Raw genomic sequence first — 26,820 nt, 5'->3', positions numbered from 1 at the left:
CCCGCCGGCGGGAAACGCCGAGCCGCTACTGCTTGTGCACGGCCCAGGCGTGCTGGATGACCAGGTCCGCCTTCAGCTCGGTCAGCTGGACGGCGACCGCCGAAGGGGCGGTGCCGCCGCGGCCGTTGCGGGAGGCCAGGGCGCCGGGCACGTTGAGGACGCTGCGGACCTCGGGGGTCAGGTGCTCCGAGATCTTCGCGAACTGCTCGTCCGTGAGCCCGTCGAGCTCGATGCCGAGCGCCTCGCACTCCTTGACGCACTCGCCGGCCACCTCGTGGGCGACGCGGAACGGCACGCCCTGCTTGACCAGCCACTCCGCGATGTCGGTGGCGAGCGAGAAGCCGGCCGGAGCCAGTTCCTCCATCCGCTCCCGGTTGACCGTGAGGGTGGCCATCATGCCGGTGAAGGCCGGCAGCAGGACCTCGAGGGTGTCGCAGGAGTCGAAGACCGGCTCCTTGTCCTCCTGGAGGTCCCGGTTGTAGGCGAGCGGCAGGGCCTTGAGCGTCGCGAGGAGGCCCGTCAGGTTGCCGATGAGGCGGCCCGACTTGCCGCGCGCCAGCTCCGCGATGTCCGGGTTCTTCTTCTGCGGCATGATCGACGAGCCGGTGGAGAAGGCGTCGTGCAGGGTCACGAAGGAGAACTCCTTCGTGTTCCAGATGATGATCTCCTCCGCGATCCGGGACAGGTTGATCCCGATCATCGCGGTGACGAAGGCGAACTCGGCGACGAAGTCGCGCGAGGCCGTGCCGTCGATGGAGTTGCCGACCGAGCCGCGTTCGAAGCCGAGCTCGGCGGCGACCGCCTCCGGGTCCAGGCCGAGCGAGGAGCCGGCCAGCGCCCCCGAGCCGTACGGGGAGACCGCGGTCCGCGTGTCCCACTGGCGCAGCCGCTCCGCGTCCCGGGACAGGGACTGGACATGGGCCAGCACGTGGTGGGCGAAGAGCACCGGCTGGGCGTGCTGGAGGTGGGTCCGGCCGGGCATCGCCACGTCCGCGTGCGTCTCGGCGAGGCCGACCAGCGCGTCCTGGAGGTCGGCGATGAGTCCGCCGATGATCCGGGCGTGGTCGCGCAGGTACATCCTGAAGAGGGTGGCCACCTGGTCGTTGCGGGACCGGCCGGCCCGCAGCTTGCCGCCGAGGTCGGCGCCGAGCCGCTCCAGCAGGCCGCGCTCCAGCGCGGTGTGCACGTCCTCGTCGGCGATGGTGCCGGTGAAGGTGCCCGCGGCCACGTCGGCTTCGAGCTGGTCGAGGCCCGCGATCATGCGCTCGAGCTCTTCGGCCGTGAGGAGCCCCGCCTTGTGCAGCACCCGGGCGTGGGCGCGGGAGCCCGCGATGTCGTACGGCGCGAGGCGCCAGTCGAAGTGGACCGACGCGGACAGCTTCGCGAGGGCCTCGGCGGGCCCGTCTGCGAAGCGGCCGCCCCAGAGCCGGACATCACCGTTGTTGCTGCTCACAGCTACTGCTCCTCAGGACTGCATGGTGTCGGATGTGCAACCGCCCGCCGATCGCGGAGGTAACGGGGGGCGGTCCGTTCGGCTGTGCGCGCCTCAGGCGAGGTCGCGGCGCGCGGCGATCTTCGAGGAGAGGCCGAAGATCTCGATGAAACCCTGGGCCTTGGACTGGTCGAACGTGTCGCCCGAATCGTAGGTCGCCAGGTTGAAGTCGTAGAGCGACTCGTCCGACTTCCGGCCGGTGACGACGGCGCGGCCGCCGTGCAGGGTCATCCGGATGTCACCGGTGACGTGCTGGTTGGCCTCGGCGATGAAGCCGTCCAGCGCCCGCTTGAGCGGGGAGAACCACAGGCCGTCGTAGACCAGCTCGCCCCAGCGCTGCTCGACCTGCCGCTTGTAGCGGGCCAGTTCGCGCTCGACGGTGACGTTCTCCAGCTCCTGGTGGGCGGTGATCAGCGCGATCGCGCCGGGGGCCTCGTACACCTCCCGGGACTTGATGCCCACGAGGCGGTCCTCGACGATGTCGATCCGGCCGACGCCCTGGGCTCCGGCGCGCTCGTTGAGCTGCTGGATCGCCTGCAGGACGGAGACGGGCCTGCCGTCGACGGCGACCGGGACGCCGGCCTCGAAGGAGATGACGACCTCGTCGGCCTCGCGGGGGACGGCCGGGTTCGAGGTGTACTCGTAGACGTCCTCGACCGGCGCGTTCCAGATGTCCTCCAGGAAGCCCGTCTCGACGGCGCGCCCGAAGACGTTCTGGTCGATGGAGTACGGGGACTTCCTGGTGGTGGCGATGGGCAGGTCGGCCTTCTCGGCGAAGGCGATCGCCTTGTCCCGGGTCATCGCGTAGTCGCGGACCGGGGCGATGCACGTGAGGTCGGGGCCGAGGGCGGCGATGCCGGCCTCGAAGCGGACCTGGTCGTTGCCCTTGCCGGTGCAGCCGTGGGCGACGGTCGAGGCGCCGTGCTTGCGGGCGGCGGCCACCAGGTGCTTGACGATGGCCGGCCGGGAGAGGGCGGAGACCAGCGGATAGCGGTCCATGTAGAGGGCGTTCGCCCGGATCGCCGGGAGGCAGTACTCGTCGGCGAACTCCTCCCTGGCGTCCGCGACCTCGGCTTCCACCGCACCGCAGGCGAGCGCGCGCTTGCGGATGACGTCCAGGTCCTCGCCGCCCTGGCCGACGTCCACCGCCACGGCGATGACCTCTGCGCCCGTCTCCTCGGCGATCCAGCCGATGGCGACGGAGGTGTCCAGTCCGCCTGAGTAGGCGAGTACGACGCGCTCGGTCACGGGCTTCTCCTTACGGTGCGTTCCACCTCGCGGTGCATCCAACGACAGGCATAACTATGCACTGGTCCGTATGTTTCGTCAATCGGCTTCCGGTCCGCCCTCCGCTGACCAGGGCGTATATCAGGGGCGCCCGGCACCGGCCGACGCCTACGATCGGCAGTCCGCGCCGGACGAGGGGGACACGTGGGAGCCGAGACGCAGCGCCAGACCGAAGAGGGCCGGGCCGCGGCCGCGGCCCTGATGCGGGGCGAGCGCCCCGGACTCGGCGGTGTCCGCCGCCCCGCCCTGCCGCTGTCCTGGATCGCCTTCGACGCCGAGGTCAGGCGCGGCCACTCCCCCTGGTATCCGGGGCCCCGCGCCGTCGGCCGGGTCGAAGTCCGCCTCTGCCACCCCGACGGCCGGATCCGCGCGGCGGCGCTGAGCGCCCCCCGCCCGCCGCTGCCGCTCGTCGTGATCCGGTGCGCCGACTGGGCTCCGGCGGTGCGCGAGCGCGCCCGGCAGGTGCTCTCCGCGGCCCTGGCCGCCGATCCGGCACGCACCCTGATCGACCTCACCCCGCTCGTCCTGCGGCTGGCCCGGCGCGAACGGGGCGTCTGGGCGCGCGACCTGTTCGAGGAAGCGCTCCGCTCGGGGCACCCGCTGCCGGCCCCCTGGTGGCGCCCCGCGCGTCCCGGCCGGTGGTGGCGCCCCGAGCGCGCCGCGCGCACGGTGACCGGCGAGGAGCCCGACACCGTCCTGGCCTGGCTGCGCCGCAGCGGCGACCTGCCGACCCGCCGGTTCGCCACCCGCATCACGCTGGACGCCGGGCTGTTCGGCGTACGGGAGCTCGCCCGGCGCGCCGGCGCGGAGCGGGACCCGGCGACGGCGCGGCTCTGGGGGGACGCCGCCCTGGCCGCGCTGGCCGCCGACGGGCCGGACGACCGGGCGATCGACAGCCTGCTGCGCGGGCACATCCCGCTGGTGCGCGCCGGCGGGGTCACCGCCCTGCGCCGGGCCGGCCGCGCCGCCGAGGCCGCGGACCACCTGGCGGACCGCTCCGGGCTGGTCCGGGCCTGCGCGCGGTGGCTGGTCGGGCAGGAGGGCGGGGACCCGTACCCCCTGTACCGCGCGCTGGTCGAGGACCCGGCCCGCGTGACCCCGTACGCCGTCGCCGGCTTCGCCGAGTGCGCCCGGCGGGCGGACGCGCCGCTGCTGCGCGCGCTGCTGGAGCAGCCCGTTCCCCTCTCCGGCGCCGTACGGGCCGCCGCCGTCGCGGGGCTGCGCACGCTGCAGGCCGATGACGCGGACCTGCTGCGGCCGCTGCTCGACGACCCCTCGCCGGCCGTCGCCCGCGAGGCCGCACTCGGCCTGCTCCCGGTCGCGGGCCGGCTGCCCGCCGACTGGCTGACGGCCCGGATGGCGCCCGGGCTCCCGCCGCACACCCGCCGGGCCGCGTACCGGGTGCTGCACGCGCGCGGCGGGATCGACGCGCTGCGGGCCTCCGTGGAGCTGCTCGCGGACCCCGACCCGGGGCTGCGGCAGGTCGCGGCGCAGCGCGTGCGGAGCCTGTGGTCCCCCGACCGGCCGCCGGCGCTGCCGCTGCGCGATCCCGAGGTCGGCGCCCTGCTGGACCGCTGCACCGGGCTGTTCAGCGACCACGTCATGGGGCGGATGCGTGCACGGCTCGGAATTCCGCGTGCGGCGCACGACCCGGCCGGATAATGATCCACATGGGAAAGCTCTACGCACGCATAGACGGCCGGCTGCGCACCTTCATCGAAGAGCAGCCGGTCTTCTTCACGGCCACCGCACCGCTCGCCGGTGACGGCCACGTCAACCTGTCCCCCAAGGGCCGCGCCGGAACCCTCGTCGTCATCGACGAGCAGACGCTCGCCTACCTCGACTTCGGCGGCAGCGGCGCCGAGACGATCGCACACGTGCGCGAGAACGGCCGGATCACCCTGATGTGGTGCGCCTTCTCCGGGCCGCCCAACATCGTGCGCGTGCACGGCGACGGGGAGGCGGTCTTCCGCGACGACCCGCGGTGGGCCGAGCTGATCGGCCTGTTCGGCAACGCCGACGGGCCGTCCGCGCGGGCGATCATCCTCGTCCACGCCCGGCGGATCGCCGACACGTGCGGGTACGCCGTCCCCTTCATGGGGTACGAGGGCGAGCGCACCCTCCACGCGGAGTACTTCGGCCGCAAGACGGACGAGGAGTTCGCCGCGTACTGCGAGAAGAAGGAGTACATCGAAAGGAGCCTCGACGGCCTGCCTGCGCTGCCGCTGCCCCTTCCGCCCCGTACCGTCTGACGTGTGCTGCGTACCGCTCTCGTCACGGGCTCACTGATCGTCACCACCCTGCTCCCGCAGGGCTTCCAGAGCCTGGCCCCGCTGCCCGACCGGCTCTCCGACACCGGCGGCGGAAGCCAGCTGATCACCGCCGTCGCGCCCGCCCCCGGTTCCACGACCGGGCGGCTGACGTGGTGGGACCGGCGGGCGGGGCGGTGGTACGAGGCCGGGAGCGCGCAGGCCCGCTTCGGGGCGAAGGGTCTCACCGAGGGCGCGAGCCGCACACAGGGCACGAACACCACCCCGACCGGGCTGTACGACCTCCCGTTCGCCTTCGGGATCCGGCGGGCGCCGGCCGGCACGGGCTATCACTACCGGCGGGTGACCGGCGACTCGTGGTGGTGCCAGGACAACGCGTCCGCCGCCTACAACCGCTGGGTGGAGCCGCTGCCGGCGCACTGCGCGCCGGGCGAGGCGGAGCACCTGGTGACGTACGAGGCCCAGTACGCCCACGCCCTGGTCATCGGCTTCAACTACGCCGAGCCGGTGCGCGGCCGGGGCGCCGGGATCTTCCTGCACGTCAACGGCAAGGGCGCGACGGCCGGGTGCGTGTCCGTACCCCGGGAGGCGATGCGCAGGATCCTCCGCTGGGCGGACCCGGCCCGCAGCCCCCACATCGCCATCGGCACCGAGTCCGGAACGCTCGCGGTGACCCGCTACTAGCTCCTAGCCCTCCTTCTGGGCCAGCCGCAGCAGGTGGTCGGCCAGGGCCTGGCCGCCCGCCGGGTCGCGGCTGATCAGCATCAGCGTGTCGTCGCCCGCGATCGTGCCGAGGATCTCGCGGAGTTCGGCCTGGTCGATCGCGGAGGCGAGGAACTGCGCGGCACCCGGCGGGGTGCGCAGGACCACGAGGTTGGCCGAGGCCTCCGCCGAGATCAGCAGTTCCCCGGAGAGGCGCCGCATCCGCTCCTCCTTCGCCGACTCCCCGAGGGGTGCCTGCGGGGTGCGGAAACCGCCCTCGCTGGGGACCGCGTAGATCAGCTCTCCGCCGGTGTTGCGGATCTTCACCGCGCCCAGCTCGTCGAGGTCCCGGGAGAGCGTCGCCTGGGTGACGCTCAGCCCGTCGTCGGCGAGCAGCTTGGCCAGCTGGCTCTGCGAGCGGACCGGCTGCCGGTTGAGGATGTCCACGATCCGGCGGTGGCGGGCGGTGCGGGTCTGCGGGACGGCCTGCCCTCCCCCGGACTCCGTCTGGGGGGACCCCCAGTGCTCGTTGTCCTGCGCCTGGCTCATCGTCGTCTCATTCTCCGGATCCGTCCCCGTTGGCCGCGTCGAGGATGCCGGGCAGGTCCCGGAGGAACGCGTCCGCCTCGCCCTGGGACAGGACGTAGGGCGGCATGAGCCGCACGACGTCGGGGGCGGGCGCGTTGACCAGGTAACCGGCATCCTGAGCCGCCTGTTGCACCCGAGGTGCGAGGCGCTCGGTCAGCACGATACCCAGCAGCAGGCCGGCGCCACGGACATGGGAGACCAGCGGGTGCGCGGAGGCCTCGATTCCGGAGCGCAGCCGCTCGCCCCGCGCCTTGACCTGCTCGAGCAGGCCGTCGGCGGCGATGGTGTCGATGACGGCGAGTCCGGCGGCGCAGGCCACCGGGTTCCCGCCGAAGGTGGTGCCGTGCTGGCCCGGCCGCAGCAGGTCGGCCGCGGCTCCGAAAACGGCCACGGCGCCGATGGGCAGCCCGCCGCCGAGCCCCTTGGCGAGCGTGACGAGGTCCGGCTCGACGCCCTCGTGCGCCTGGTGCTCGAACCACTGGCCGCACCGGCCGATGCCGGTCTGCACCTCGTCGAGGACGAGCAGGGTGCCGGTGGCCCGGGTGATCTCACGGGCGGCCGTCAGGTACCCGGCGGGCGGGACCACGACGCCGTTCTCGCCCTGGATCGGTTCGATGACCACGAGCGCGGTCTGCTCGGTGACGGCGGCCCGCAGCGCCTCGGTGTCGCCGTACGGGACGTGCGTGACGTCACCGGGCAGCGGCAGGAAGGGGTCCTGCTTCTTCGGCTGGCCGGTGAGCGCGAGGGCGCCCATGGTCCGGCCGTGGAAGCCGCCCGTGGTGGCGACCATGTGGGTCCGCCCGGTCAGCCGGCCGATCTTGAAGGCCGCTTCGACCGCCTCGGCGCCCGAGTTGCAGAAGAACACCTTGCCGGGGCGGCCGAAGAGCTGGAGCAGCCGCTCACCGAGGGCGATGACGGGCTCGGAGGCGTAGAGGTTCGAGACGTGGCCCAGGGTCTGGATCTGGCCGGTGACGGCCGCGACGACCGCCGGGTGGGCGTGGCCGAGCGCGTTGACCGCGATGCCGCCGACGAAGTCGGTGTACTGCGTGCCGTCCGCGTCCCAGACCTGCGCTCCCTCACCGCGGACGAGGGCCAGCGCGGGGGTGCCGTAGTTGTCGGTCAGCGCGCCCTTCCAGCGGGTGCGGTACTCCTCGTTGCCGGTGCTCACCGGGGCTCCCCTCCCTGTGCGTCGGGCACGACCATCGTGCCGATTCCCTCGTCCGTGAAGATCTCCAGCAGGATCGAGTGCTGGACCCGCCCGTCGATCACGCGGGCGGTGGTGACGCCGCTGCGGACGGCGTGCAGGCAGCCCTCCATCTTGGGCACCATGCCGCTGGACAGCTCCGGCAGCAGCTTCTCCAGCTGGCTGACGGTGAGCCGGCTGATGACCTCGTCGCTGTTGGGCCAGTCCGCGTAGAGCCCCTCGACGTCGGTGAGCACCATCAGGGTCTCGGCGCCGAGCGCGGCGGCCAGCGCGGCCGCCGCCGTGTCCGCGTTCACGTTGTAGACGTGGTGGTCGTCGGCGCTGCGCGCGATGGAGGAGATCACCGGGATCCGGCCGTCCGCCAGCAGTGCCTCGATCGCGCCGGTGTCGATCGCGGTGATCTCGCCGACCCGGCCGATGTCGACGAGCTCGCCCTCGATCTCGGGGGTGTGCTTGGCGGCGGTGATGGTGTGGGCGTCCTCGCCGGTCAGGCCCACGGCGAGCGGCCCGTGCTGGTTGAGCAGGCCGACCAGCTCGCGCTGGACCTGGCCCGCCAGGACCATCCGTACGACGTCCATGGCCTCCGGGGTGGTGACACGCAGGCCCGCCTTGAACTCGCTGACCAGGCCCTGCTTGTCGAGCTGGGCGTTGATCTGGGGCCCGCCGCCGTGCACCACGACCGGCTTGAGGCCGGCCTGCCGCAGGAAGACCACGTCCTGGGCGAAGGCGGCCTTGAGGTCCTCGTCGATCATGGCGTTGCCGCCGAACTTGATGACGACGACCTTGCCGTTGTGGCGGGTCAGCCACGGCAGGGCCTCGATGAGGATCTGCGCCTTGGGCAGCGCGGTGTGCTTGCGCGCCGTCGCGGTGCCGGGCTGCCCGGCCGTCTCGTCGCTCATGAGCTGTAGGCGCTGTTCTCGTGGACGTACTCGGCGGTGAGGTCGTTGGCCCAGATCACGGCCGACTCGCCGCCGGTGGACAGGTCGGCGGTGATGCGGACCTCGCGGTCCTTCATGCTCACCAGGTCGCGGTCCTCGCCGACCGAACCGTTCTTGCAGACCCAGACCCCGTTGATGGCCACGTTCAGCCGGTCCGGGTCGAAGGCCGCCTTGGTGGTGCCGATGGCGGAGAGCACCCGGCCCCAGTTCGGGTCCTCGCCGTGGATGGCGCACTTGAGCAGGTTGTTCCGGGCGATGGACCGGCCGACCTCGACCGCGTCGTCCTCGCTGGCCGCGCCGATGACCTCGATGCGGATGTCCTTGCCGGCGCCCTCGGCGTCGCCGATCAGCTGGCGGGCCAGGTCGTCGCAGACGGTCCGTACCGCCTCGGCGAACACCTCGTACGCGGGCGCCGTGCCGGAGGCCCCGGAAGCCAGCAGCAGCACCGTGTCGTTGGTGGACATGCAGCCGTCGGAGTCGACCCGGTCGAAGGTGGTGCGGGTGGCGGCGCGCAGCGCCCGGTCGAGGGTGGCGCTGTCCAGGTCGGCGTCGGTGGTGAGGACGACGAGCATGGTGGCCAGGCCCGGGGCGAGCATGCCCGCGCCCTTGGCCATGCCGCCGACGGTCCAGCCGTCCTGCGAGACCGTGGCCGTCTTGTGCACGGTGTCGGTGGTCTTGATGGCGACGGCAGCGTCCTCGCCGCCGTCCCCGGACAGGGCCGCGGCCGCGGTCTCGATGCCCGGCAGCAGCTTGTCCATGGGGAGCAGCACGCCGATCAGGCCGGTGGAAGCGACCGCGATCTCCCCGGCGTTGAACTCGCCGCCGAGGACCTCCGCGACCTTCTCGGCGGTGGCGTGGGTGTCCTGGAAGCCCTTGGGGCCCGTGCAGGCGTTGGCGCCGCCGGAGTTCAGGACGACCGCGCCGACCACGGCGCCGCGCAGGACCTGCTCGGACCAGCGCACGGGCGCGGCCTTGACGCGGTTGCTGGTGAAGACGCCCGCGGCGGCCAGACGCGGCCCGTTGTTGACCACCAGGGCCAGGTCCGGGTTGCCGTTCGCCTTGATCCCGGCGGCGATGCCCGCCGCCGTGAACCCCTGTGCTGCCGTGACGCTCACGGTGCGACTCCGATCGTGGAAAGTCCCGTGCCCTCGGGAAGGCCGAGGGCGATGTTCATGCTCTGCACCGCGCCGCCGGCGGTGCCCTTGGTGAGGTTGTCGATGGCGCTGATGGCGATGATCCGCTGGGCGGACTCGTCGTAGGCGACCTGCACGTGGACGGCGTTGGAACCGTGCACGGACTTGGTGGACGGCCAGCGGCCCTCGGGCAGCAGGTGGACGAACGGCTCGTCGGCGTACGCCTTCTCGTAGGCGGCGCGCAGCGAGTCGGCGCTCGTGCCGGGCAGGGCCTTGGCCGAGCAGGTGGCGAGGATGCCGCGGGCCATGGGCACGAGGTTCGGCGTGAAGGAGACGGAGACCCTGCTGCCCGCGAGCGGGGAGAGGTTCTGCACCATCTCGGGCGTGTGCCGGTGGGCCCCGCCCACGCCGTACGGGGTGACGTTGCCCATCACCTCGGCGCCGAGCAGGTGGGCCTTGAGCGCCTTGCCCGCGCCGGAGGTCCCGGTGGCGGCGACGATCACGGCCTCCGGCTCGGCGAGCTGCGCCTGGTAGGCCGGGAACAGGGCGAGCGAGACGGCGGTGGGGAAGCAGCCCGGGACGGCGATGCGCCGGGCCCCTTCGAGCGCGGCGCGTCCGCCGGGCAGCTCGGGGAGCCCGTAGGGCCAGGTGCCCGCGTGCGGGGCCCCGTAGAACCTGTCCCAGTCGGACGGGTCCTTGAGCCGGTGGTCGGCGCCCATGTCGACGACGAGCACGTCCTCGCCGAGCCGGGCCGCGACGGCGGCGGACTGGCCGTGCGGGAGCGCGAGGAACACGACGTCGTGGCCGGCCAGGACCTCGGGGGTGGTCGCCTCCAGGGTCCGCCCCGCGAGCGGTACGAGGTGCGGCTGCAGGTTGCCGAAGGGCTCCCCGGCGTTGGAGTGGCCGGTCAGCGCGCCGATCTCGACCTCGGGGTGCGCGAGCAGCAGGCGCAGGACTTCACCGCCCGCGTACCCGCTCGCTCCGGCCACCGCTACACGTACCGCCATCGGACCCTCCTCGTCGATGGCATGACTATACGTAGCTACGCAGTTTTATGCAATGCGTTTCAGGGGGCCCGGGCGCTCCTACGAAGCGTCCCACGCCGACGGCGACCACGGGGGCGGAACCGGCGGAGTGCGACGCCACCCCGGCCCCGCCCTGCGGTGCGGGCCCCGCCCGCGGGGGCGGATCAGCCGGTCAGGGCGTGGCGGACCCACACGTTGGGTTCCACGTAGACCGCGTACCCCTCCTCCGGGGCGCAGTGGACCGGGGCGAGGGCGCCCGGCACGTGGACCGGGCCGGGGGTGTCGAAGGGGAGGCCGGTCCACTCGCGCCACTGGGGGAGCGAGCCGGTGATGGTCATCGAGAGGGGGGCCACCGAGTCGATGACGCCGCCGGCGCGGACGTGGACGCGCAGCCAGGGGTCGTACGGGAGGCCGTCCTCCCGGGTGCGGTACGCGTACTCGTGGATCGGGGTGTCCGGTTCGGCCGGCTTTCCGCTCGGCCGGACCGGGGCCACGACCTCCGCGAAGCCGCGGGCTCGGGCGTTCTCCCGCATCGCGGCCAGCATCCGGCCGGACAGGCCCTCGCCCTGCCGGTCCGCGGCGACGGTGATCTCGATCGCGCTCACCGTGTCCGGGGCGGTCCCGCGCCGCAGGTCGGAGAAGGCCCACATCAGGATCCGGTCCCAGCCCTGCGGGGGCAGCGCCCCCTCCCGGCCCGGCGCGTGCCGGGCGAAGGGCACGCTGAACCCCCGGGCGACCACCGCGCCGCCGTCCGTGGCGACCAGCACGTACTGCGGCAGCTCGGCCACCATCCGCGGGTACAGCAGCCAGGCCAGCGCGTCGTGCTGGGCGAACTCGGGCCATGAGTCCCGCATGTCCCAGAGCCGGTCCGCGAGTTCGGGCCGCTCCGCCAGTGTGCTGATCCGTATGCCGTTCATCCCCGCAGGCTAGGTCCGGCGCCGCAGGCGCCTCAACCGCTTTGCACCGGGGCCTGCAGGGAGAGGTGCCAGCGGCCCGACCAACCCGTCAGGGTCATGGTGGACAGCGGTCGCACGTCCACGTGCCAGTAGGTCAGCGGCGGCGCCTGCAGGGCGTAGACCAGGGCCGCCCGGACCACCGAGGGCTCCGCCACCGCCACGATCGCGCCCCCGTCGTCGGCCGGCCGGGTGTCGAGCCAGCCGCCGATCCGCGAGATGAAGGCGAGCAGCGACTCGCCGCCGTGCGGGGCGGCGCGCGGGTCGGTGAGCCAGAGCTCCACCGCTCCCGGTTCGCGGGCCGTCACCTCGCCGAGGGTCAGCCCCCGCCAGCGGCCCATGTCGCACTCGCGGAGCGCGGGCTGGGCGAGGGGCGCGTACCCGAGCGCCTGGCCCGTGGCCCTGCTGCGCGGGGTGGGCGAGCAGTAGCGCAGCCCCGCGGCGCCCAGCGGGACCAGCCCCGGGGCGGCGGACTCCACGGCGTGCCAGCCCGCCCCGTCGAGCGGGCGGTCGTCGTCGAAGCGCTCGGTGAGCAGCGGGGAACTACGGGCTGCGGCAACGAGCGAAACCCGAACATGCATGCGGCGATGGTGGGCCGCGCGCCGCACGGGGTCAAGCGTCCGTGCGCGGAGCCGTGGCCGGACCGGTGCGGCGGGTCCCGGCGCCGCTCGCCGTCACGGCGCCAGCCCCGCCCGCAGCCGCTGGACCGCCTCGACCAGCTCATTGGGCCCCGACACCCCGGCGAAGCTCAGCCGTACGTGCGGACCGGGCGGCTCCGCACAGAAGTACGGGCGGCCGGGCGCGACCGCGACCCCGGCGCGCAGGGCGGCCGCCGCGAACCCGGCGTCGTCTCCACCGCCACCCGGCCGCACCCACAACTGGTAGCCCCCGGAGGGGAGATGGGGAAGCTCCAGCTCCGGCAGCTCCCGGCGCAGGGCCCCGGCGAGGACGTCCCGGCGGTGGCGGAGCTCGGCGGAGACGGTCCGCAGGTGGCGGGGCCAGGCGGGTGCGCCGACCAGCTCCAGGGCGGCTTCCTGGAGCGGCCGGGGCACGAAGAAGCTGTCGACGACCTGGATGGCGCGCAGCCGGTCCACGACCGGACCCCTGGCCGCGAGGGCGCCCACCCGCAGGCTGGGCGAGGTGGCCTTGGTCAGGGACCGGACGTGCACCACCACTCCGTCGGCGTCCTCGGCGGCCAGCGTGGCGGGCAGCGGCCCGCAGTCCTCGTGCGCCAGGGCCCGGGCGTAGTCGTCCTCGACGACGAAGGCGCCCGCGGCCCGGGCGATCCGCAGCACCTCCGCCCGCCGCCCGGGAGCCAGCACGGCCCCGGTCGGGTTCTGGAACAGCGGCTGGCATACGAAGACCCGCGCCCCGGTGGCTTCGAATGCGGCGGCGAGCAGCTCGGGCCGCACCCCCTCGGCGTCCACCGGGACCGGCACGGGCCGGCAGCCGGAGGCGCGGGCGATGGCCAGCAGTCCGGGGTAGGTGGGCGACTCGACCAGGATCGGCGCCCCGGGCGGGGCGAGTGCCCGCAGGGCGGTGGCCAGTGCGCTCTGCCCGCCCGCGGTGACCAGGACGTCGGCGGCCACGACCGGGCCGCCGATCTCCCGGGCGAACCAGTCCCGCAGTTCCGGCAGCCCTTCGACGGGCGGCCGCCCCCACGCCCCGGGCCGCCGCCCGGCCCGGGCCAGCGCGGCCGCCATGGCCCGCTCGGGCTGGAGGGAGGGGTGCAGGTAGCCGCCGTTGAGCTCGATCACCCCCGAGGGCGGGGTGGTCAGCGAGCCCAGCACCCCGGTGGCGTCCACGGAGCGCGGGACGATCTCCCCGGCGCCCTCGGCGCTGAGGGCGACCTCCTGCCAGGAGGTGTCCCCGGGCGCGGGGGCCGCGGTACGCGGCCGGGCGCGGAAGACCCCCGCGCCGGGCCGGCTGACGACCAGGCCCTCGGCGGCGAGCTGCGCGAGGGCGCGGGAGACGGTGACGGGGCTGACGCGGTAGTGCTCGACCAGGGCCCGGCTCGACGGGAGCTTTCCACCCACCGAGTAGCGGTTGAGCTCGGACCGGAGGGATTCTGCCAGCTCCGCCACACTGCTACGCTCATACATGACAGCACAGAATAGCGCTACTCTGCCGACCACGATAGCGGTGACGGAACCTGCCCGCGGCGTTGCCACCGGTACCCTGCTCGCCTCGCTCGGCGTCATCGCCTTCTCGCTCACGTTCCCCGCGACCGCCTGGGGACTGGAGAGCTTCGGCCCGTGGTCGCTGGTCGCCCTGCGCAGTGTCCTGGCGGCCGCCATCGCCGGCGCCTTCCTGCTGGCCCGGCGGGTCCCGCTGCCCGCCCGTGAGCACTGGGCGGGGCTGGCGGTGGTCGCCGCCGGAGTGGTCGTGGGGTTCCCCCTGCTCACCACCCTCGCGCTGACCACCTCGACGACCTCGCACGCCGCCGTGGTGGTCGGCCTGCTGCCGCTGACCACGGCCGCGCTGTCCGCGCTGCGCACCGGGGCCCGGCCCTCGCGCCGGTTCTGGGCGGCGGCTCTCGCGGGGGCCGCCGTGGTCCTCGCCTTCACCGTGGCGCAGAGCGGCGGTTCGCTCTCGACCGGGGACGCCTACCTGTTCGGCGCCCTGCTGGTGTGCGCCGCCGGGTACACCGAGGGCGGCCGGCTCGCCCGGACGCTGCCCGGCTGGCAGGTGGTCGGCTGGGCGCTGGTGCTGTGCCTGCCGCTCAGCCTGGCCGGCTCCGCCCTGGGGCTCGCGTACGAGCCGGTCCACCTCACCGGGCACGGCGTGGCCGGCCTGGTCTGGGCGGCGGCCGGCTCCACCTTCCTCGGCCTGTACGTCTGGTACCGGGGCATGGCCGAGATCGGCGCCCCCCGGGCCAGCCAGCTCCAGCTCGCCCAGCCGCTGCTGACCCTGGTGTGGTCGGTGGCCCTGCTCGGCGAGCGGCTGTCGCCCGCCGCCCCGGCGGCCGCCTGCGCCGTGCTCGTCTGCATTGCCGTGACCCAACGGGTCAAATAGCCCCGAAACGACCTAAACTGCTAGCACCGGATCGGACCGCCACCGAGGAGGTCAGTTATGCGCGCGACCGAGGGCGACCAGCTGGTGCAGCACGGCAGGATCGTCGGACAGAACGACAAGGTGGGCGAGATCACCCAGGTGCTGGGTGAGAACGGAACCCCCCCGTACCGGGTCCGCTTCCAGGACGGACACGAAGCCCTGATGGCCCCCGGGCCCGACTGCGTGGTCCGCCACCCCGCGGACTCCGAGGGCTGAGCGCGCCGGCCGGGCGGTGACCCGGCCGCCGATCGAGCGGTGACTCAGCGCGGCGCCGCCGCCGCTCCGTAGTGGTCGGCGATCACTCGGGCCATCGCTCCGTTGGGGTCCGAGGCCACGTGTTTCGCGCAGAACCACACGTGGCCCCGGACCTGCGGGTACCGCCGCGCGAAGGCGACGTGGCGGGACAGCTCCGCCGGATCGCGCCAGGCCGGGGTGGGGCTGTCGGCGTCGCAGCGGTAGAGCGCCTCCCCCACGTACAACTGGACGTCCGTGCCCGCGACCGTCCGCGCCCACCAGGGGACGATGTCGGCGTAGTCGGCGCTCGGGTGCCCGATGTGCCAGTAGGCCTGCGGGACGATGTAGTCGATCCAGCCCTCGGTGACCCACTTGCGGGTGTCGGCGTACAGGTCGTCGTACGTGGCGACACCCGCCCGCGTGGGTGAACCGAGCGGATCGCGGTCGGAGTTGCGCCAGACCGCGAACGGGCTGACGCCGAACCGGGCGCCGGGCCGGACCTCCCGGAGCCGCGCGGACATCTCCTGCACCAGGGTGTCGGTGTTGTGGCGGCGCCAGTCGGCCCGGGAGCCGAACCCCTGCCCGTACTCCGCGTAGGCCTCGTCGTCGTCGAACTCCTCCCCCTCCACCGGGTACGGGTAGAAGTAGTCGTCCCAGTGCACCGCGTCCACCGGGTAGCGGGCGACGGCGTCGAGCATGGCCTCCTGGACGAAGAGCCGCACCTCGGGCAGCCCGGGGTTGTAGAAGAGCTTGCCGCCGTACGCCACCGTCCACTCGGGGTTGAGCCGGGCCGGGTGATCGGGCGCGAGCCGGTCGGGGTCCGCGTGGTTGGCGACCCGGTACGGGTTGAACCAGGCGTGCAGTTCCAGCCCGCGGGCGTGCGCTTCGGCGACGGCCGTACCCAGCGGGTCCCAGCCCGGATCCACCCCCTGCTCCCCCGTCAGCCACTGCGACCACGGCTCCAGCGGCGAGGGCCAGAGGGCGTCGGCCGCCGGCCGGACCTGGAGGACCACCGCGTTCAGGCGCCGGCGCACCGCGGTGTCGAGGAGGCCGATCAGCTGCTTGCGCTGCTCCGCGGCGGACAGCCCGCTGCGGGAGGGCCAGTCCACGTTCGACACCGAGGCGATCCACATCCCCCGGAACTCCGTGACCGCGGCGCGCCGGGAGGCCGGGGCGGCAGCCGCCCGGGCCGCACCCGCTCCGCCCGTGGCGGCGGCCAGCGCCCACGCGGCCCCCGCCAGCAGTCCCCGACGCCCGATGTACGCCATGTGACGACTCCGTTCCGTAGCGTGACTTTGCGTTGTGTGCGCCCAGCATGCCCGCCCCGGCCCGCGACGGGGGTCAAGGTCGGGGGTAACGTCGGGGTGCGTGGCGGGCGCCGGAAAGCAGTTACCACTGCCGGCCCGGGGGACCCGCGATGGATGAGCAGCGAAAGGCACGAAGTGACGGACCTCTCTACCCTCCCGGCCGACATCACCCGCGTCGGCGTAGTGGGCTGCGGCCAGATGGGCGCGGGCATCGCCGAGGTGTGTGCCCGCAGCGGTCTTGAGGTGAAGGTCGCCGAGACCACGGGCGAGGCCCTGGAGATCGGACGCACCCGGCTGCACAACTCGCTGACCAAGGCCGCCGAACGCGGCAAGATCAGCGAGGAGGAGCGGGACGCCACCCTGGCCCGCCTCAGCTTCACCACCGACCTCGGCGAGTTCGCCGACCGCGACCTCGTGATCGAGGCCGTCGTCGAGAACGAGCAGGTCAAGACGGAGATCTTCCAGGTACTCGACCAGGTGATCACCCGCCCGGACGCGATCCTGGCCTCCAACACCTCCTCGATCCCGCTGGTCAAGCTGGCCGTCGCCACCTCGCGCCCCGACCAGGTCGTCGGCATCCACTTCTTCAACCCGGCCCCGGTGCAGCAGCTCGTCGAGCTGATCCCGGCGCTGACCACGGGCGAGGAGACGGTCAAGCGCGCCGAGGCCCTGGTGCGGGACGTGCTCGGCAAGCACGCGATCCGCGCCCAGGACCGGTCCGGCTTCGTGGTCAACGCGCTGCTCATCCCGTACCTGCTGTCCGCGATCCGGATGTTCGAGTCGGGCATCGCGAGCCGCGAGGACATCGACAACGGCATGGAGCTGGGCTGCGCCCACCCGATGGGCCCGCTCAAGCTCGCGGACCTGATCGGCCTGGACACGGTGGCCTCGGTGGCCGACAGCATGTACGCGGAGTACAAGGAGCCGCTGTACGCCGCTCCCCCGCTGCTCCAGCGGATGGTCGACGCGGGCCGCCTGGGCCGCAAGACCGGCTCGGGCTTCTACCCGTACGGATGACCCCTACGGCTGCCCGAGCCTGAGATGGTGCAGCAGGAGCAGACCGGCCGCCATGTTGGCGGCCGGGATCTCCCCGCGCGCGATCATGTCGGGCACCAGCTTGAGGGGGACCCACTCCCGGCGCGAGGACTCGAAACCGTCCTCCGGGTGGCCGATGTACGTCGCCCCGTCCGCCCAGTAGAGGTGGTGGCGGGCGTCGGTCAGCCCGTTGGACGGCTCCACGGTCATCAGGTGCCGGAGCGGGCCGGGCCGCCAGCCCGACTCCTCCTCCATCTCCCGCGCCGCCGCGCCCTCGACGGACTCTCCGTCCTCGACCACCCCGGCGGGCAGCTCCCAGCCCCAGCTGTCGGTGATGAAGCGGTGCCGCCACAGCAGGAGCACCTCGTTCGCCTCGTTGACGGCCGTGGCGACGGCGACCGGGCGCAGCCGGATCACGAAGTGGTCCAGGTGCCGGCCGTCGGGGAGTTCCACGTCGGCGAGGTTCACATCGAACCAGCGGTTCTTGTACACGGTCTGCTCACTCAGGTTCGTCCACTGCACGGTTGTGCCGCCTTCCGTTCGGATTGGTGGCAACATGGCAGCAGCTGAAGCCGTCACAGGGGAACGCGCAGCGCCCCGTCGATGAGCTGGGCCGTCTCCTGCGCGCCCGAACACCCACTGGTCAACAGCCGTTCGCGGACCGCGCGCAGCCGGTCGCGCAAGCGCAGCGACTCCATCCCCTTGGCCCGCTCGGCCATTTCGGCCGCGGCCGCCACCGCCCGGTCCGCCTCCCCCTGCCGCAGCTGGATCTCGCAGAGCATCGCCAGCCGGTGCACCCGGCCGCGGTCGTGCGCGGGGGTGCCGACGGCCGCGACCGCCTGCTCGTGCGCGCCGGCGAGGTCACCCAGACCGAGCAGCGCCTCGGCGACCTGGACGTTGACCAGCCCCGGCTGCACATAGCCGGTCTCGTCCGGTTCGGCGCCCGGGCTGATCCGCTCGGCCGCCGCCTCGGCGTTCCGGATGCAGGCCAACGCGGCCCGGGTGTCGCCGAGTTGCGCGTAGGCCTTGGCCTGCATCGCGTACAGGTCGGCCGCCAGCGCCGGGGTGGTGTCCCGGCCGGCGGCGCGCAGCGCGGCCTCGGCGAAGGCCACGGCCTGGCGGTACTCGCGCAGATGGAGGGACTGGTTGACGAGCAGCGCGATGACGTACGCCCCGAGCCCGCGGTCCCCGCTCGCCTTGGCCAGGCGCAGGGCCTGGTGGAAGTAGCGCTGGGCGAGCCCGTGGGCGTCGGAGTCGTACGCGCAGATCCCCGCCACCGCCACCAGGGAGCCGGTGGCCCGGTGCAGCCTCCGGCCGAGGGCGTCGGGGTAACTGCCGCGCAGCATGGGCGCCGTCTCACTGCCTAGGAAGCGGACGATCCGGTCCCGGGTGGCCACCCCGCCGGCCCGGCGGTACATCAGCTCGTAGTGGGCGCGGGCGGCCCGCAGGATCTCGATGTGCTCGGGCCCGATCCTGTCCGGTCCCGCGCGGGAGACGTCGGCGTCCTCGGGCGGGTTCTCCCACTCCCAGACCGGGATGACGGCGGGGGTTCCGGTGACGGCCCCCGCCGTGAGCAGCTGGAGCCGGGCCTGGCCGTCGGCGCGCCACAGGGCGGCGGCCCGGTCCACGAACCCGCTGAGCGGGGAGGCGTGCGGGGCGGCGGGCAGGCCCGGTACGCCGAGGCCGATGTCCTCCAGCCCGACGGGCCGCTCCAGCCGGCCGCCGAGCACCTCGCAGATCAGGTCGGGGACCTGGCCGCGGGGCCGCTGGCCCTTCAGCCACCGGGCCACGGCGGTGTGTTCGTAGCGCAGGGCGAGTCCGCGGGTGCGGCCCGCCTGGTTCACGTACGCGGCGAGTCCGGCGTGTGACATGCCCGCCTCGGCGAGGAGGGCGTCGAGCAGGACGTTGGGCTGCATGGGCCGCTCCCGGGGCTCGTCGGTCTCAGGCTAGTGGGTACTCGGTTCACACGGGGTGTGAACCGAGTACGCGCATAAATGCGATACGCACTCTGCCGCCGGGGGCCCGCGGGGCGCTTCACTTAAGGGCCTCGCCAAGAGGCAGCCCGGGTCGTCGGCTCCCCCTCGTACAGTGCGACGACCCGTCACCGCGCCGCCCGTTCTGCTGTCTGCCCGACACTCCACGGCAGGCGGGCGGCGTGCCGGTTCCGCCGGCGCCCGGTTGGTCGCCGGGCCCGGCGGGGCCGGCCTGGCGGAGCCCGCCGCGGCGGCGGGTTCAGACCCGGTCGTCGCGGAGCACCAGCAGGGCGACATCGTCGGCGAGTCGCCCGCCGGTGTGCCGGAGCAGGGCCGCGTGCACGCCCGCGACCAGCCGCGCGGGCGTGAGCGGCGCCTCTGCGAGGACGCTCTGCAGGGGGAAGAACGCGCCGGCGGCGTTGCGGGCCTCCTCGGCGCCGTCGGTGTGCAGGAACAGGGTGTCGCCGGGACGTAGTTCCCCGACGGGGCGGGGCTTGAGGTCCGCCGGGACGGGCACCACCCCGAGCGGGGGCATGGTCTCGCCCTCGAGCGCGCGCACGTGCGTGGGCCGCTGCGCGGGGCCTCCCCCACCCCGCCCCTTCCCGAAGCCGGGCTCTGCCCGGACCCCCGCCTCAAACGCCGGCGGGGCTGAAGTTGCCGCTGCGGGGCGATCCGGCCCGCCGGGCGGCACCTTCGAGCCCAGCTCGGCCACATCCAGCCCCGCGGGCGTTCGAGAGGCGAGGTCAGGGGCGGAGCCCCAGCTGCGCGGAGCGCAGTGCTCCGGGACCGCCGCCGAGCGCAGCAGGTAGGGCCACGGGTGGCCGCAGTTCAGGGCCAGCAGGGCGCCGTCCGGGGCGATCTGGAGGAGCAGGACCGTCACGAACTCCTCGGCCGACGGCGACTGCGGCTCGGCCGGACAGGCCGCGGGATGCTCGGACCGGGCCCGGTCGCGCACGTGCCGGCCCAGCGCCCGCTCCATCCGCACCAGCACCCCGCCCAGCGACACCTCGTCGTACGCCGCTTCGCGGAAGGCCCCGAGAACCGCCGCGGCCGCCCCCAGCGCCGGCAGCCCGTGACCGCGCACGTCCCCGATGACCACCCGCACCCCGTGCGCCGTCGGCACGGCCTCGTACAGGTCCCCGCCCACCGCCGCGCCCCGGCTCGCCGACAGCTGCGCGGCGGCCAGCGTCAGTCCGTCCATCCGCCGGGGCAGCGGCCGCAGCAGCGCCCGCTGCGCGGCACCCGCGATCTCCTGCGAACGCCGCAGCTCCGCGACCAGCCCGCGCCGGATGTGCAGCGCGCAGCCCGTCGCCAGGACCAGGAAGGCCGCGCAGGTGGCCAGGCTCGGCACCAGCCGCCCGGGGGTGGACAGCTCCCAGGACACCGCGGCGCCGCCCCACGCGAAGACGCACACCCGGCGCACCTGGGGCATCTCCCCGATCATCGCGGCCTCCCCTCGGCCGCAACGATTGTGCCGACCACCCGGTGCTCCGGACACGGGCCGCCGGCCTTCTCACCCGAATGAGTGAGCTGGGGGCGGCCCCCCGCACCCGCCACGGCGCAGGGGGCGCATCCGGTGCTCCGGATACGCCCCCTGACCGGCCCCGACAGGCCGGCAACACCCTTGCGGCCTGCGGCTATGCGCCGCGCAGCACCGCCCCGGTCCGCTCGCCGGCGAGCGCCACCGCCGCGTCGCGCGCGGCCGTGGACTCCTCGGCGGTCAGCGTGCGGTCGGCCGCGCGGAAGCGCAGCGCGTACGCCAGGGACTTCTTGCCCTCGCCGACCTGCTCGCCGGTGAACACGTCGAACAGCCGCAGCGACTCGAGGAGTTCGCCCGCTCCCTTGCGCAGCGCGGCCTCCACCTCCGAGGCCGGAACGGACGCGTCCACGATCAGCGCCACATCCTGGGTCGCCACCGGGAAGGAGGAGATCCGGGGCGCCTGGAGGGCCTCGCCGCCGGCCGCCGCGAGGCGGTCGAGGTCGAGCTCCATCGCGCTGGTGCGGGCCGGCAGGCCCATCGCCTTGACCACGCGGGGGTGCAGCTCGCCGGCGTGGCCGATGACCTGCTCGACGCCGTCGAGGGTGACGACCAGCTCGGCGCAGCGGCCCGGGTGCCAGGGGCCGTACTGGCCCTGGCGGACGACGAGCTCCGCGCCGGCCTCGACGGCCAGCGTCCGCGCGGCCTGGACGGCGTCCGCCCAGTCGGCCGGGCGGCCCTTGCCCCACCAGCCGGCCTGCTCGCGGGCGCCGGTCAGCACGACCGCGGCGTACCGCGGCTGCGCGGGCAGGGCCGCGTCCAGGGTGGCGATCTCCTCGTCCGTGGGACGGCGGTCGACGGGCAGCCGTACGGCCACCCCCGGCTGCGGGCCGGCCAGGAAGACCGAACCGGTCTCGAAGAGCGCGAGGTCGTGGCTGCCCCGGCTGTCGTTGCGGCGCAGCGCGCCGAGCAGACCCGGCAGCAGCGTGGTGCGCAGCGCCGGCTCCTCGTCGGAGATCGGGTTGACCAGCTTGACGACCTGGCGGGCGGCGTCGTGCGCGGGGAGCTGGAGCTGGTCGAGGACCTGCTCGCCGATGAACGGGTAGCTCAGCGCCTCCACGTAGCCCGCGCCGGCCAGTGCACGGCCAACCCGGCGGTGCAGCTGCTGGCGGGGGGTGAGACCGCGGCCGGATGGCACCTGCGGAAGGGTCGACGGGAGGTTCCCGTAGCCCTCCAGCCGGATGACCTCTTCGGCCAGGTCGTTGGGCGCGGCGAGGTCGGGCCGCCAGGAGGGGACGGTGATGACGAGCTCGTCCTGGCCGTAGACGTCGCAGCCGACCTCCTGGAGGCGGCGCACGACGGTCTCGCGGCCGTACTCCATACCCGCGACCCGGTCCGGGTGGTCCGCGCGCATCGCGATGGTGCGCGGGGCGCCGGGGGCGAGGAACTCGGTGACGCCGGCCTCGGCGGTGCCGCCCGCGAGGAGCACGAGCAGGTCGACGGTCCGCTGCGTGGCCGCGGCGGCGGCCAGCGGGTCGACGCCCCGCTCGAAGCGCTTGGAGGCCTCGGAGGAGAGCTTCAGACGGCGGGCGGTGCGCGAGATCGACACGGAGTCGAAGTGCGCCGCCTCGATGACCACGTCCGTGGTGCCGGTGACGGCGCCGGTCTCCGGGTCCGTGACGGAGTCGGCGATCTCGGTGTTGGCGCCGCCCATGACACCGGCCAGGCCGATCGGCCCGCTGTTGTCGGTGATCACCAGGTCCTCGGCGTCGAGCGTGCGCTTGACCCCGTCGAGGGTGGTGAAATTCTCGCCCTGCTCGGCGCGGCGGACGCCGATGGCGCCGTCGATCCGGGAGCGGTCGTAGGCGTGCAGCGGCTGGCCGAGCTCGAGCATCACGTAGTTGGTGATGTCGACGGCGAGCGAGATCGGGCGCATGCCCGCCTTCTGCAGGCGGCGGGTCAGCCAGATCGGGGAGCGCGCGTCGGGGTCGAGGCCGGTCACCGTGCGGGCGGTGAAGCGGTCGCAGCCGGCCGGGTCGTCGACCTTGACCGGGTAGCCGTAGGAGTTCGGCACCGGGACGTCGAGCAGCGCCGGGTCGCGCAGCGGCAGGCCGTACGCGGTGGCCGCCTCGCGGGCGACACCGCGCAGGGACATGCAGTAGCCGCGGTCCGGGGTGATGTCGATGTCGAGGACCTCGTCGACGAGCTCGAGCAGCTCGATCGCGTCGGTGCCGACCTCGTGCTCGTGCGGCAGCACGATGATGCCGTGCGTGCCGTCGTCGCCCATGCCCAGCTCGTCGCCGGAGCAGATCATGCCGTGCGAGGTGCGGCCGTACGTCTTGCGCGAGGCGATCGCGAAGTCGCCGGGCAGGACCGCGCCGGGCAGGACCACGACGACCTTGTCGCCGACGGAGAAGTTCCGGGCGCCGCAGACGATCTCCTGCGGTTGGCCGGTGCCGTTGGCCTGGCCGACGTCGACCGTGCAGAAGCGGATCGGCTTGCGGAAGCCCTCGAGCTCCTCGATGGTCAGCACCTGGCCGACGACGAGCGGGCCCTTGAGCCCGCCGCCGAGCTGCTCGACCGTCTCGACCTCGAGGCCGGCGTCGACGAGCTTGGCGGCCACGTCACGGCCGGTGGCGCCCGCGGGGAGGTCGACGTACTCCCGCAGCCAAGAAAGCGGGACCCGCATCAGATCTCCATCCCGAACGGCCGGGTGAAACGGACGTCACCCTCGACCATGTCTCGCATGTCTTCTACGTTGTGGCGGAACATCAGCATCCGCTCGATGCCGAACCCGAAGGCGAACCCGCTGTACTTCTCGGGGTCCACGCCGCAGGCGACGAGCACCTTGGGGTTGACCATGCCGCAGCCGCCGAGCTCGATCCAGCCCTCGCTGGAGCAGGTGCGGCACGGGCGGTCGGGGTTGCCCACCGACTCGCCGCGGCACACGTAGCACTGCATGTCCATCTCGGCGGACGGCTCGGTGAACGGGAAGAAGTGCGGGCGCAGGCGCGTGGTGGTGCCCTCGCCGAAGAGCTCCTGGACCATGTGGTCCATGGTGCCCTTGAGGTCGGCCATGGTCAGGCCCTCGTCGACGGCGAGCAGCTCGACCTGGTGGAAGACCGGGGTGTGCGTCGCGTCGAGCTCGTCGGTGCGGTACACGCGGCCCGGGCAGACGATGTAGACGGGGGGCTTGCGCTCCAGCAGCGAACGCGCCTGCACCGGGGAGGTGTGGGTGCGCAGCACGACGCCGGACTCGTCGCCCTCGGTGCCCTCGGGCCCCTGGACGAAGAAGGTGTCCTGCATCTGGCGTGCCGGGTGGTCGGGCGTGAAGTTGAGGGCGTCGAAGTTGAACCACTCCGCCTCGACCTCGGGCCCCTCGGCGACCTCGTACCCCATGGCCGTGAAGATGTCCGCGATGCGGTCCATCAGCGTGGTCAGGGGGTGCCGGGCGCCGGCGGTGACGCGGTCGTAGGGCAGCGTGACGTCCACCGCCTCCTCGACCAGCACCCGCTCGTCGCGCTCGGCTTCGAGCTCGACCGTGCGGGCCCCGAAGGCCTTGTTCACGGCGCCGCGGGCCTGGCCCACGCGCTTGCCCGCCTCGGCCTTGGCCTGCGGGGGCAGCGCGCCGATCTCGCGGTTGGCGAGCGCCAGGGGCGAGCGGTCGCCCATGTGCGCGGTCTTCGCCTCGCGCAGCGCGTCGAGGTCGCCGGCGGACGCGAAGGCGGCGAGCGCCTCGTCCCGCATGCGCTCGATCTCTTCCGGTTTCAGTGCCTCGACCTCGACAGGGTCGTACGACTTGTTCGGTGCCGACATCTCTTCCCGTACTTCCGATGGCTGGCTGGTGGTCCCCGTACGGCGCGATCAGACCGATCGACACAGAGACACAAAGGTGCCAAAGGACGAGTCTAAAGGTCGCCGGGGGTAAAGGAGCCCGTGGGCCGCCTGGCAAGACGCTCCGCAGTGCTACTGCGTGAGGTAGGCCGGGGCGCTCACGGGCAGGATAAATCGGAATTCGGCGCCGCCGCCGGGGCCGCGGCCGACCGCGATGGTGCCGCCGTGCGCCTCCACGATGCCCTTGACGATGTACAGGCCCAGGCCGGTGCCGCCGCGCTTGCTCCCCCGCCAGAAGCGGGTGAAGACGCGGCCCATCGACTCCTCGGGGATCCCGGGGCCTTCGTCGGTCACGGTGACGGCGGTTCCCTTCTCGTGCGGCGATACGTCGATGGTGACCGTTCCGTCTCCGTGGCGCACCGCATTTTCGAGGAGGTTGCCGAGGATCTGGTCGATCTTGTCCGGATCGGCCCACAGATCGGGGAGGGGCCGGCTGACCCGTACGAGGAACCGCTCGGGGGCCTGGCCGTTCGCGGTGAGCGCCTGGACGTGGCGGCCGACCGCGGTGGCGATGTCCACGGGCTGGCGGCGCACCTCCAGGCGGCCGGAGTCGATGCGGGAGATGTCGAGGAGCTCGGCGATGAGGCGGGTGACGCGGTTGGCGTCGGCGTCGACGGTCTCCAGCATCAGCCGCTTCTGGTCGTCGGTGAACCGCTCCCACTTGGCGAGCAGCGTCGCGGTGAACCCCTTGACGGAGGTCAGCGGGGACCGCAGCTCGTGCGCCACCGTGGCGATCAGCTCGGCGTGGCTGCGCTCGGTGCGGCGGCGGGCCTCGGTGCCGCGCAGGGTGACGACGAGGCGGCGCACGGGGCCGGTGGGGTGCGTGCGGATGTAGCTGGCGGAGACGAGCACCTCGCGGCCGCCGGGGAGCAGCAGGTTCCGCTCGGGCTGCCCGCGGCGGGTGGCGAGTCCCCCGTACGGGTCGGTCAGCGTCCACCAGCGGCGGCCCTCGAGGTCTTCGAGGGGCAGGGCGCGGTCGATGAGTGCGCCGAGGGCCTGGCCGGCGGCGATGGCGGTGATCCGCGCGGCCGCCGCGTTGAAGCAGACCACCCGTCCCGTGTCGTCGGCGACGACGAGCCCGTCGGGCAGTTCGTCGGGGTCCAGCCCGAGGCCGAGGCCGGCGCCCGGGGCGGCGTCGGCTCCGCCGCGCCCGCGGCCGCGGGCGGGATCCGCCGACTGCGGCGGTACACCGGGCAGCCCGCCGTCGGCGGCCGGGGATGCGGGGGCGTGCCCGAACCGTTCCTCGGCCGCGTGCGCGGCCCCGGAGGGCCCCGGTGAGCTGTTCGTACCGACGGTCATGTCCCCGTACCCCACATCTCCGAGTAGCGCAGTGGGCCCCCGGGCCGCCACATTACTAGCTGGGGGTCACGGAGCGGCACCCTCCGGGCGCCCGCTGTGCTCGCGCGGAGGCGTACAGGCACACCGCGGCGGCCGTGGCCAGGTTCAGGCTCTCGGCCTTGCCGTGGATCGGGACCCGCACGACGGCGTCCGCGAGGGCCCGGGTCTCCTCGGGCAGGCCCCAGGCCTCGTTGCCGAAGACCCAGGCGGAGGGGCCGCCCATGGTGCCCGCGTCGAGCTCCGCGTCGAGGTCGTCCTCGCCGGCCCCGTCGGCGGCGAGGATCCGCACGCCCGCCGCGCGCAGCCCCTCGACGGCCTGCTCCACGGGGACTCCCACCGCGACCGGGAGGTGGAAGAGGGAGCCCACGGAGGCCCGTACCGACTTGGGGTTGTACAGGTCCACCGAGGCGTCGGTCAGCACGACGGCGTCCGCTCCGGCGGCGTCCGCACAGCGCAGCACCGTGCCGGCGTTGCCGGGGTCGCGGACGTGCGCGAGGACGGCGACGAGCTTGGGCTCGGCCTTGAGGATCTCCTCGAAGGGGGAGTCGAGGAAGTGGCAGACGCCGACGAGGCCCTGCGGGGTGACGGTCTGCGAGACCTCGGCGAGCACCTCGTCGGAGGCGTAGTGCACCCGGGCGCCGGCGGCCAGCGCGGCGTCGATGATCTCCGTGTAGCGCTCGGCGGCCTCGACGGTGGCGAACAGCTCGATCAGGGTCGACGCCCCCTCGGAGCCGCGGTGCTCGACGGCCTCGCGGACCGCCTGGGGGCCCTCTGCGATGAACCGGCGCTCCTTGGTGCGGAAGTTGCGCCGCGCCAGTCGCCTGGCGGCGGCCACCCGGGGGGATCGGGGGGAGATCAGCTCGTGGTGACCCAGGTCAGCCATGGTCTCTGCGGTTCTCTCTCGGGGTGCGGGGCG

At 73.8% G+C, this 26,820-nt stretch carries 24 protein-coding genes; 6 read left to right on the top strand and 18 right to left on the bottom strand.

What is annotated here, in order from left to right; translation table 11 throughout:
• Positions 1-25: 25 nt before the first annotated feature.
• Positions 26-1,453, bottom strand: a complete 1,428-nt coding sequence (gene argH, locus AB0D66_RS06945) for an argininosuccinate lyase (protein WP_362297785.1) — start codon at positions 1,451-1,453, stop codon at positions 26-28.
• Between the two features lie 93 nt (positions 1,454-1,546).
• Positions 1,547-2,740: an argininosuccinate synthase gene (locus AB0D66_RS06940; RefSeq protein WP_362297782.1), complete on the bottom strand. Its 1,194-nt coding sequence runs from the start codon at positions 2,738-2,740 to the stop codon at positions 1,547-1,549.
• A gap of 183 nt (positions 2,741-2,923) precedes the next feature.
• On the opposite strand from AB0D66_RS06940, the gene AB0D66_RS06935 reads away from it, so the two are divergent.
• Genes AB0D66_RS06935 through AB0D66_RS06925 form a run of 3 tightly spaced genes read left to right on the top strand, consistent with a single transcriptional unit; the run spans position 2,924 to position 5,733 of the window.
• Positions 2,924-4,441 (top strand): hypothetical protein, encoded by a 1,518-nt coding sequence (locus AB0D66_RS06935; RefSeq protein WP_362297780.1) that lies wholly within the window; start codon positions 2,924-2,926, stop codon positions 4,439-4,441.
• A gap of 8 nt (positions 4,442-4,449) precedes the next feature.
• Positions 4,450-5,031 (top strand): pyridoxamine 5'-phosphate oxidase family protein, encoded by a 582-nt coding sequence (locus tag AB0D66_RS06930; protein ID WP_362297777.1) that lies wholly within the window; start codon positions 4,450-4,452, stop codon positions 5,029-5,031.
• A gap of 33 nt (positions 5,032-5,064) precedes the next feature.
• Positions 5,065-5,733 carry a L,D-transpeptidase family protein gene (locus AB0D66_RS06925; RefSeq protein WP_362298285.1) on the top strand — a complete coding sequence of 223 codons (669 nt, stop codon included), beginning with the start codon at positions 5,065-5,067 and terminating at the stop codon, positions 5,731-5,733.
• A 3-nt stretch (positions 5,734-5,736) separates the two neighbouring features.
• Here the strand turns inward: AB0D66_RS06925 and AB0D66_RS06920 are convergent, their stop codons facing one another.
• The 8 genes from AB0D66_RS06920 to AB0D66_RS06885 all read right to left on the bottom strand — a co-directional run bounded on the left by AB0D66_RS06920 (position 5,737) and on the right by AB0D66_RS06885 (position 13,694).
• Positions 5,737-6,300 (bottom strand): arginine repressor, encoded by a 564-nt coding sequence (locus AB0D66_RS06920; protein WP_361760943.1) that lies wholly within the window; start codon positions 6,298-6,300, stop codon positions 5,737-5,739.
• A gap of 7 nt (positions 6,301-6,307) precedes the next feature.
• Positions 6,308-7,507: an acetylornithine transaminase gene (locus tag AB0D66_RS06915; RefSeq protein WP_362297773.1), complete on the bottom strand. Its 1,200-nt coding sequence runs from the start codon at positions 7,505-7,507 to the stop codon at positions 6,308-6,310.
• Complete coding sequence (argB, locus tag AB0D66_RS06910; protein WP_362297770.1) at positions 7,504-8,442, bottom strand: acetylglutamate kinase; 939 nt, start codon at positions 8,440-8,442, stop codon at positions 7,504-7,506. The genes AB0D66_RS06915 and argB overlap by 4 nt, the downstream gene beginning before the upstream one ends.
• On the bottom strand, positions 8,439-9,596 hold the full coding sequence (argJ, locus tag AB0D66_RS06905; RefSeq protein WP_362297766.1) for a bifunctional glutamate N-acetyltransferase/amino-acid acetyltransferase ArgJ: 1,158 nt from the start codon (positions 9,594-9,596) through the stop codon (positions 8,439-8,441). Before argJ ends, argB begins: the two co-directional genes overlap by 4 nt.
• Positions 9,593-10,621, bottom strand: coding sequence for an N-acetyl-gamma-glutamyl-phosphate reductase (gene argC / locus AB0D66_RS06900; protein WP_362297763.1), 1,029 nt, complete (start codon positions 10,619-10,621; stop codon positions 9,593-9,595). The genes argJ and argC overlap by 4 nt, the downstream gene beginning before the upstream one ends.
• Positions 10,622-10,803: 182 nt before the next feature.
• A complete protein-coding gene (locus tag AB0D66_RS06895) occupies positions 10,804-11,556 on the bottom strand; it encodes an N-acetyltransferase (protein ID WP_362297760.1) in 753 nt (250 codons plus the stop codon).
• 32 nt (positions 11,557-11,588) lie between these two features.
• Entirely contained in the window at positions 11,589-12,173 is a 585-nt protein-coding gene (locus AB0D66_RS06890; protein WP_362297757.1) for a histidine phosphatase family protein, read from the bottom strand.
• A gap of 93 nt (positions 12,174-12,266) precedes the next feature.
• Positions 12,267-13,694 (bottom strand): PLP-dependent aminotransferase family protein, encoded by a 1,428-nt coding sequence (locus AB0D66_RS06885; protein WP_362297754.1) that lies wholly within the window; start codon positions 13,692-13,694, stop codon positions 12,267-12,269.
• Between AB0D66_RS06885 and AB0D66_RS06880 the strand changes: the two genes are divergently transcribed.
• Positions 13,693-14,607, top strand: a complete 915-nt coding sequence (locus tag AB0D66_RS06880) for a DMT family transporter (RefSeq protein ID WP_362297752.1) — start codon at positions 13,693-13,695, stop codon at positions 14,605-14,607. The two genes, AB0D66_RS06885 and AB0D66_RS06880, sit on opposite strands and share 2 nt — an antisense overlap.
• A gap of 57 nt (positions 14,608-14,664) precedes the next feature.
• A complete protein-coding gene (locus tag AB0D66_RS06875; protein WP_362297749.1) occupies positions 14,665-14,862 on the top strand; it encodes a DUF1918 domain-containing protein in 198 nt (65 codons plus the stop codon).
• 44 nt (positions 14,863-14,906) lie between these two features.
• On the opposite strand, the gene AB0D66_RS06870 is transcribed toward AB0D66_RS06875, so the two are convergent.
• On the bottom strand, positions 14,907-16,148 hold the full coding sequence (locus AB0D66_RS06870) for a family 10 glycosylhydrolase (protein WP_362297747.1): 1,242 nt from the start codon (positions 16,146-16,148) through the stop codon (positions 14,907-14,909).
• 153 nt (positions 16,149-16,301) lie between these two features.
• Between AB0D66_RS06870 and AB0D66_RS06865 the strand changes: the two genes are divergently transcribed.
• A complete protein-coding gene (locus AB0D66_RS06865) occupies positions 16,302-17,204 on the top strand; it encodes a 3-hydroxybutyryl-CoA dehydrogenase (protein ID WP_362297744.1) in 903 nt (300 codons plus the stop codon).
• Positions 17,205-17,207: 3 nt separating this feature from the next.
• On the opposite strand, the gene AB0D66_RS06860 is transcribed toward AB0D66_RS06865, so the two are convergent.
• The 7 genes from AB0D66_RS06860 to AB0D66_RS06830 all read right to left on the bottom strand — a co-directional run bounded on the left by AB0D66_RS06860 (position 17,208) and on the right by AB0D66_RS06830 (position 26,778).
• Entirely contained in the window at positions 17,208-17,744 is a 537-nt protein-coding gene (locus AB0D66_RS06860; RefSeq protein WP_362297741.1) for an NUDIX hydrolase, read from the bottom strand.
• Between the two features lie 53 nt (positions 17,745-17,797).
• Positions 17,798-19,138 carry a transcriptional regulator gene (locus AB0D66_RS06855; RefSeq protein WP_362297738.1) on the bottom strand — a complete coding sequence of 447 codons (1,341 nt, stop codon included), beginning with the start codon at positions 19,136-19,138 and terminating at the stop codon, positions 17,798-17,800.
• 316 nt (positions 19,139-19,454) lie between these two features.
• On the bottom strand, positions 19,455-20,639 hold the full coding sequence (locus AB0D66_RS06850) for a PP2C family protein-serine/threonine phosphatase (RefSeq protein ID WP_362297735.1): 1,185 nt from the start codon (positions 20,637-20,639) through the stop codon (positions 19,455-19,457).
• 193 nt (positions 20,640-20,832) lie between these two features.
• Positions 20,833-23,361 carry a phenylalanine--tRNA ligase subunit beta gene (gene pheT / locus AB0D66_RS06845; RefSeq protein WP_362297732.1) on the bottom strand — a complete coding sequence of 843 codons (2,529 nt, stop codon included), beginning with the start codon at positions 23,359-23,361 and terminating at the stop codon, positions 20,833-20,835.
• Positions 23,361-24,488, bottom strand: a complete 1,128-nt coding sequence (gene pheS, locus AB0D66_RS06840; protein ID WP_362297729.1) for a phenylalanine--tRNA ligase subunit alpha — start codon at positions 24,486-24,488, stop codon at positions 23,361-23,363. Before pheS ends, pheT begins: the two co-directional genes overlap by 1 nt.
• 150 nt (positions 24,489-24,638) lie before the next feature.
• Positions 24,639-25,865: a HAMP domain-containing sensor histidine kinase gene (locus tag AB0D66_RS06835; protein WP_362297726.1), complete on the bottom strand. Its 1,227-nt coding sequence runs from the start codon at positions 25,863-25,865 to the stop codon at positions 24,639-24,641.
• Positions 25,866-25,920: 55 nt separating this feature from the next.
• Positions 25,921-26,778, bottom strand: coding sequence for an RNA methyltransferase (locus AB0D66_RS06830; protein WP_362298282.1), 858 nt, complete (start codon positions 26,776-26,778; stop codon positions 25,921-25,923).
• Positions 26,779-26,820: the final 42 nt, after the last annotated feature.

The sequence above is a fragment of the Streptomyces sp. NPDC048270 genome (assembly GCF_040652335.1).
Classification (GTDB): Bacteria; Actinomycetota; Actinomycetes; order Streptomycetales; family Streptomycetaceae; genus Streptomyces.
Note: the sequence above shows the minus strand (reverse complement) of the source record. Positions and strands in the feature narration are given on the sequence as shown.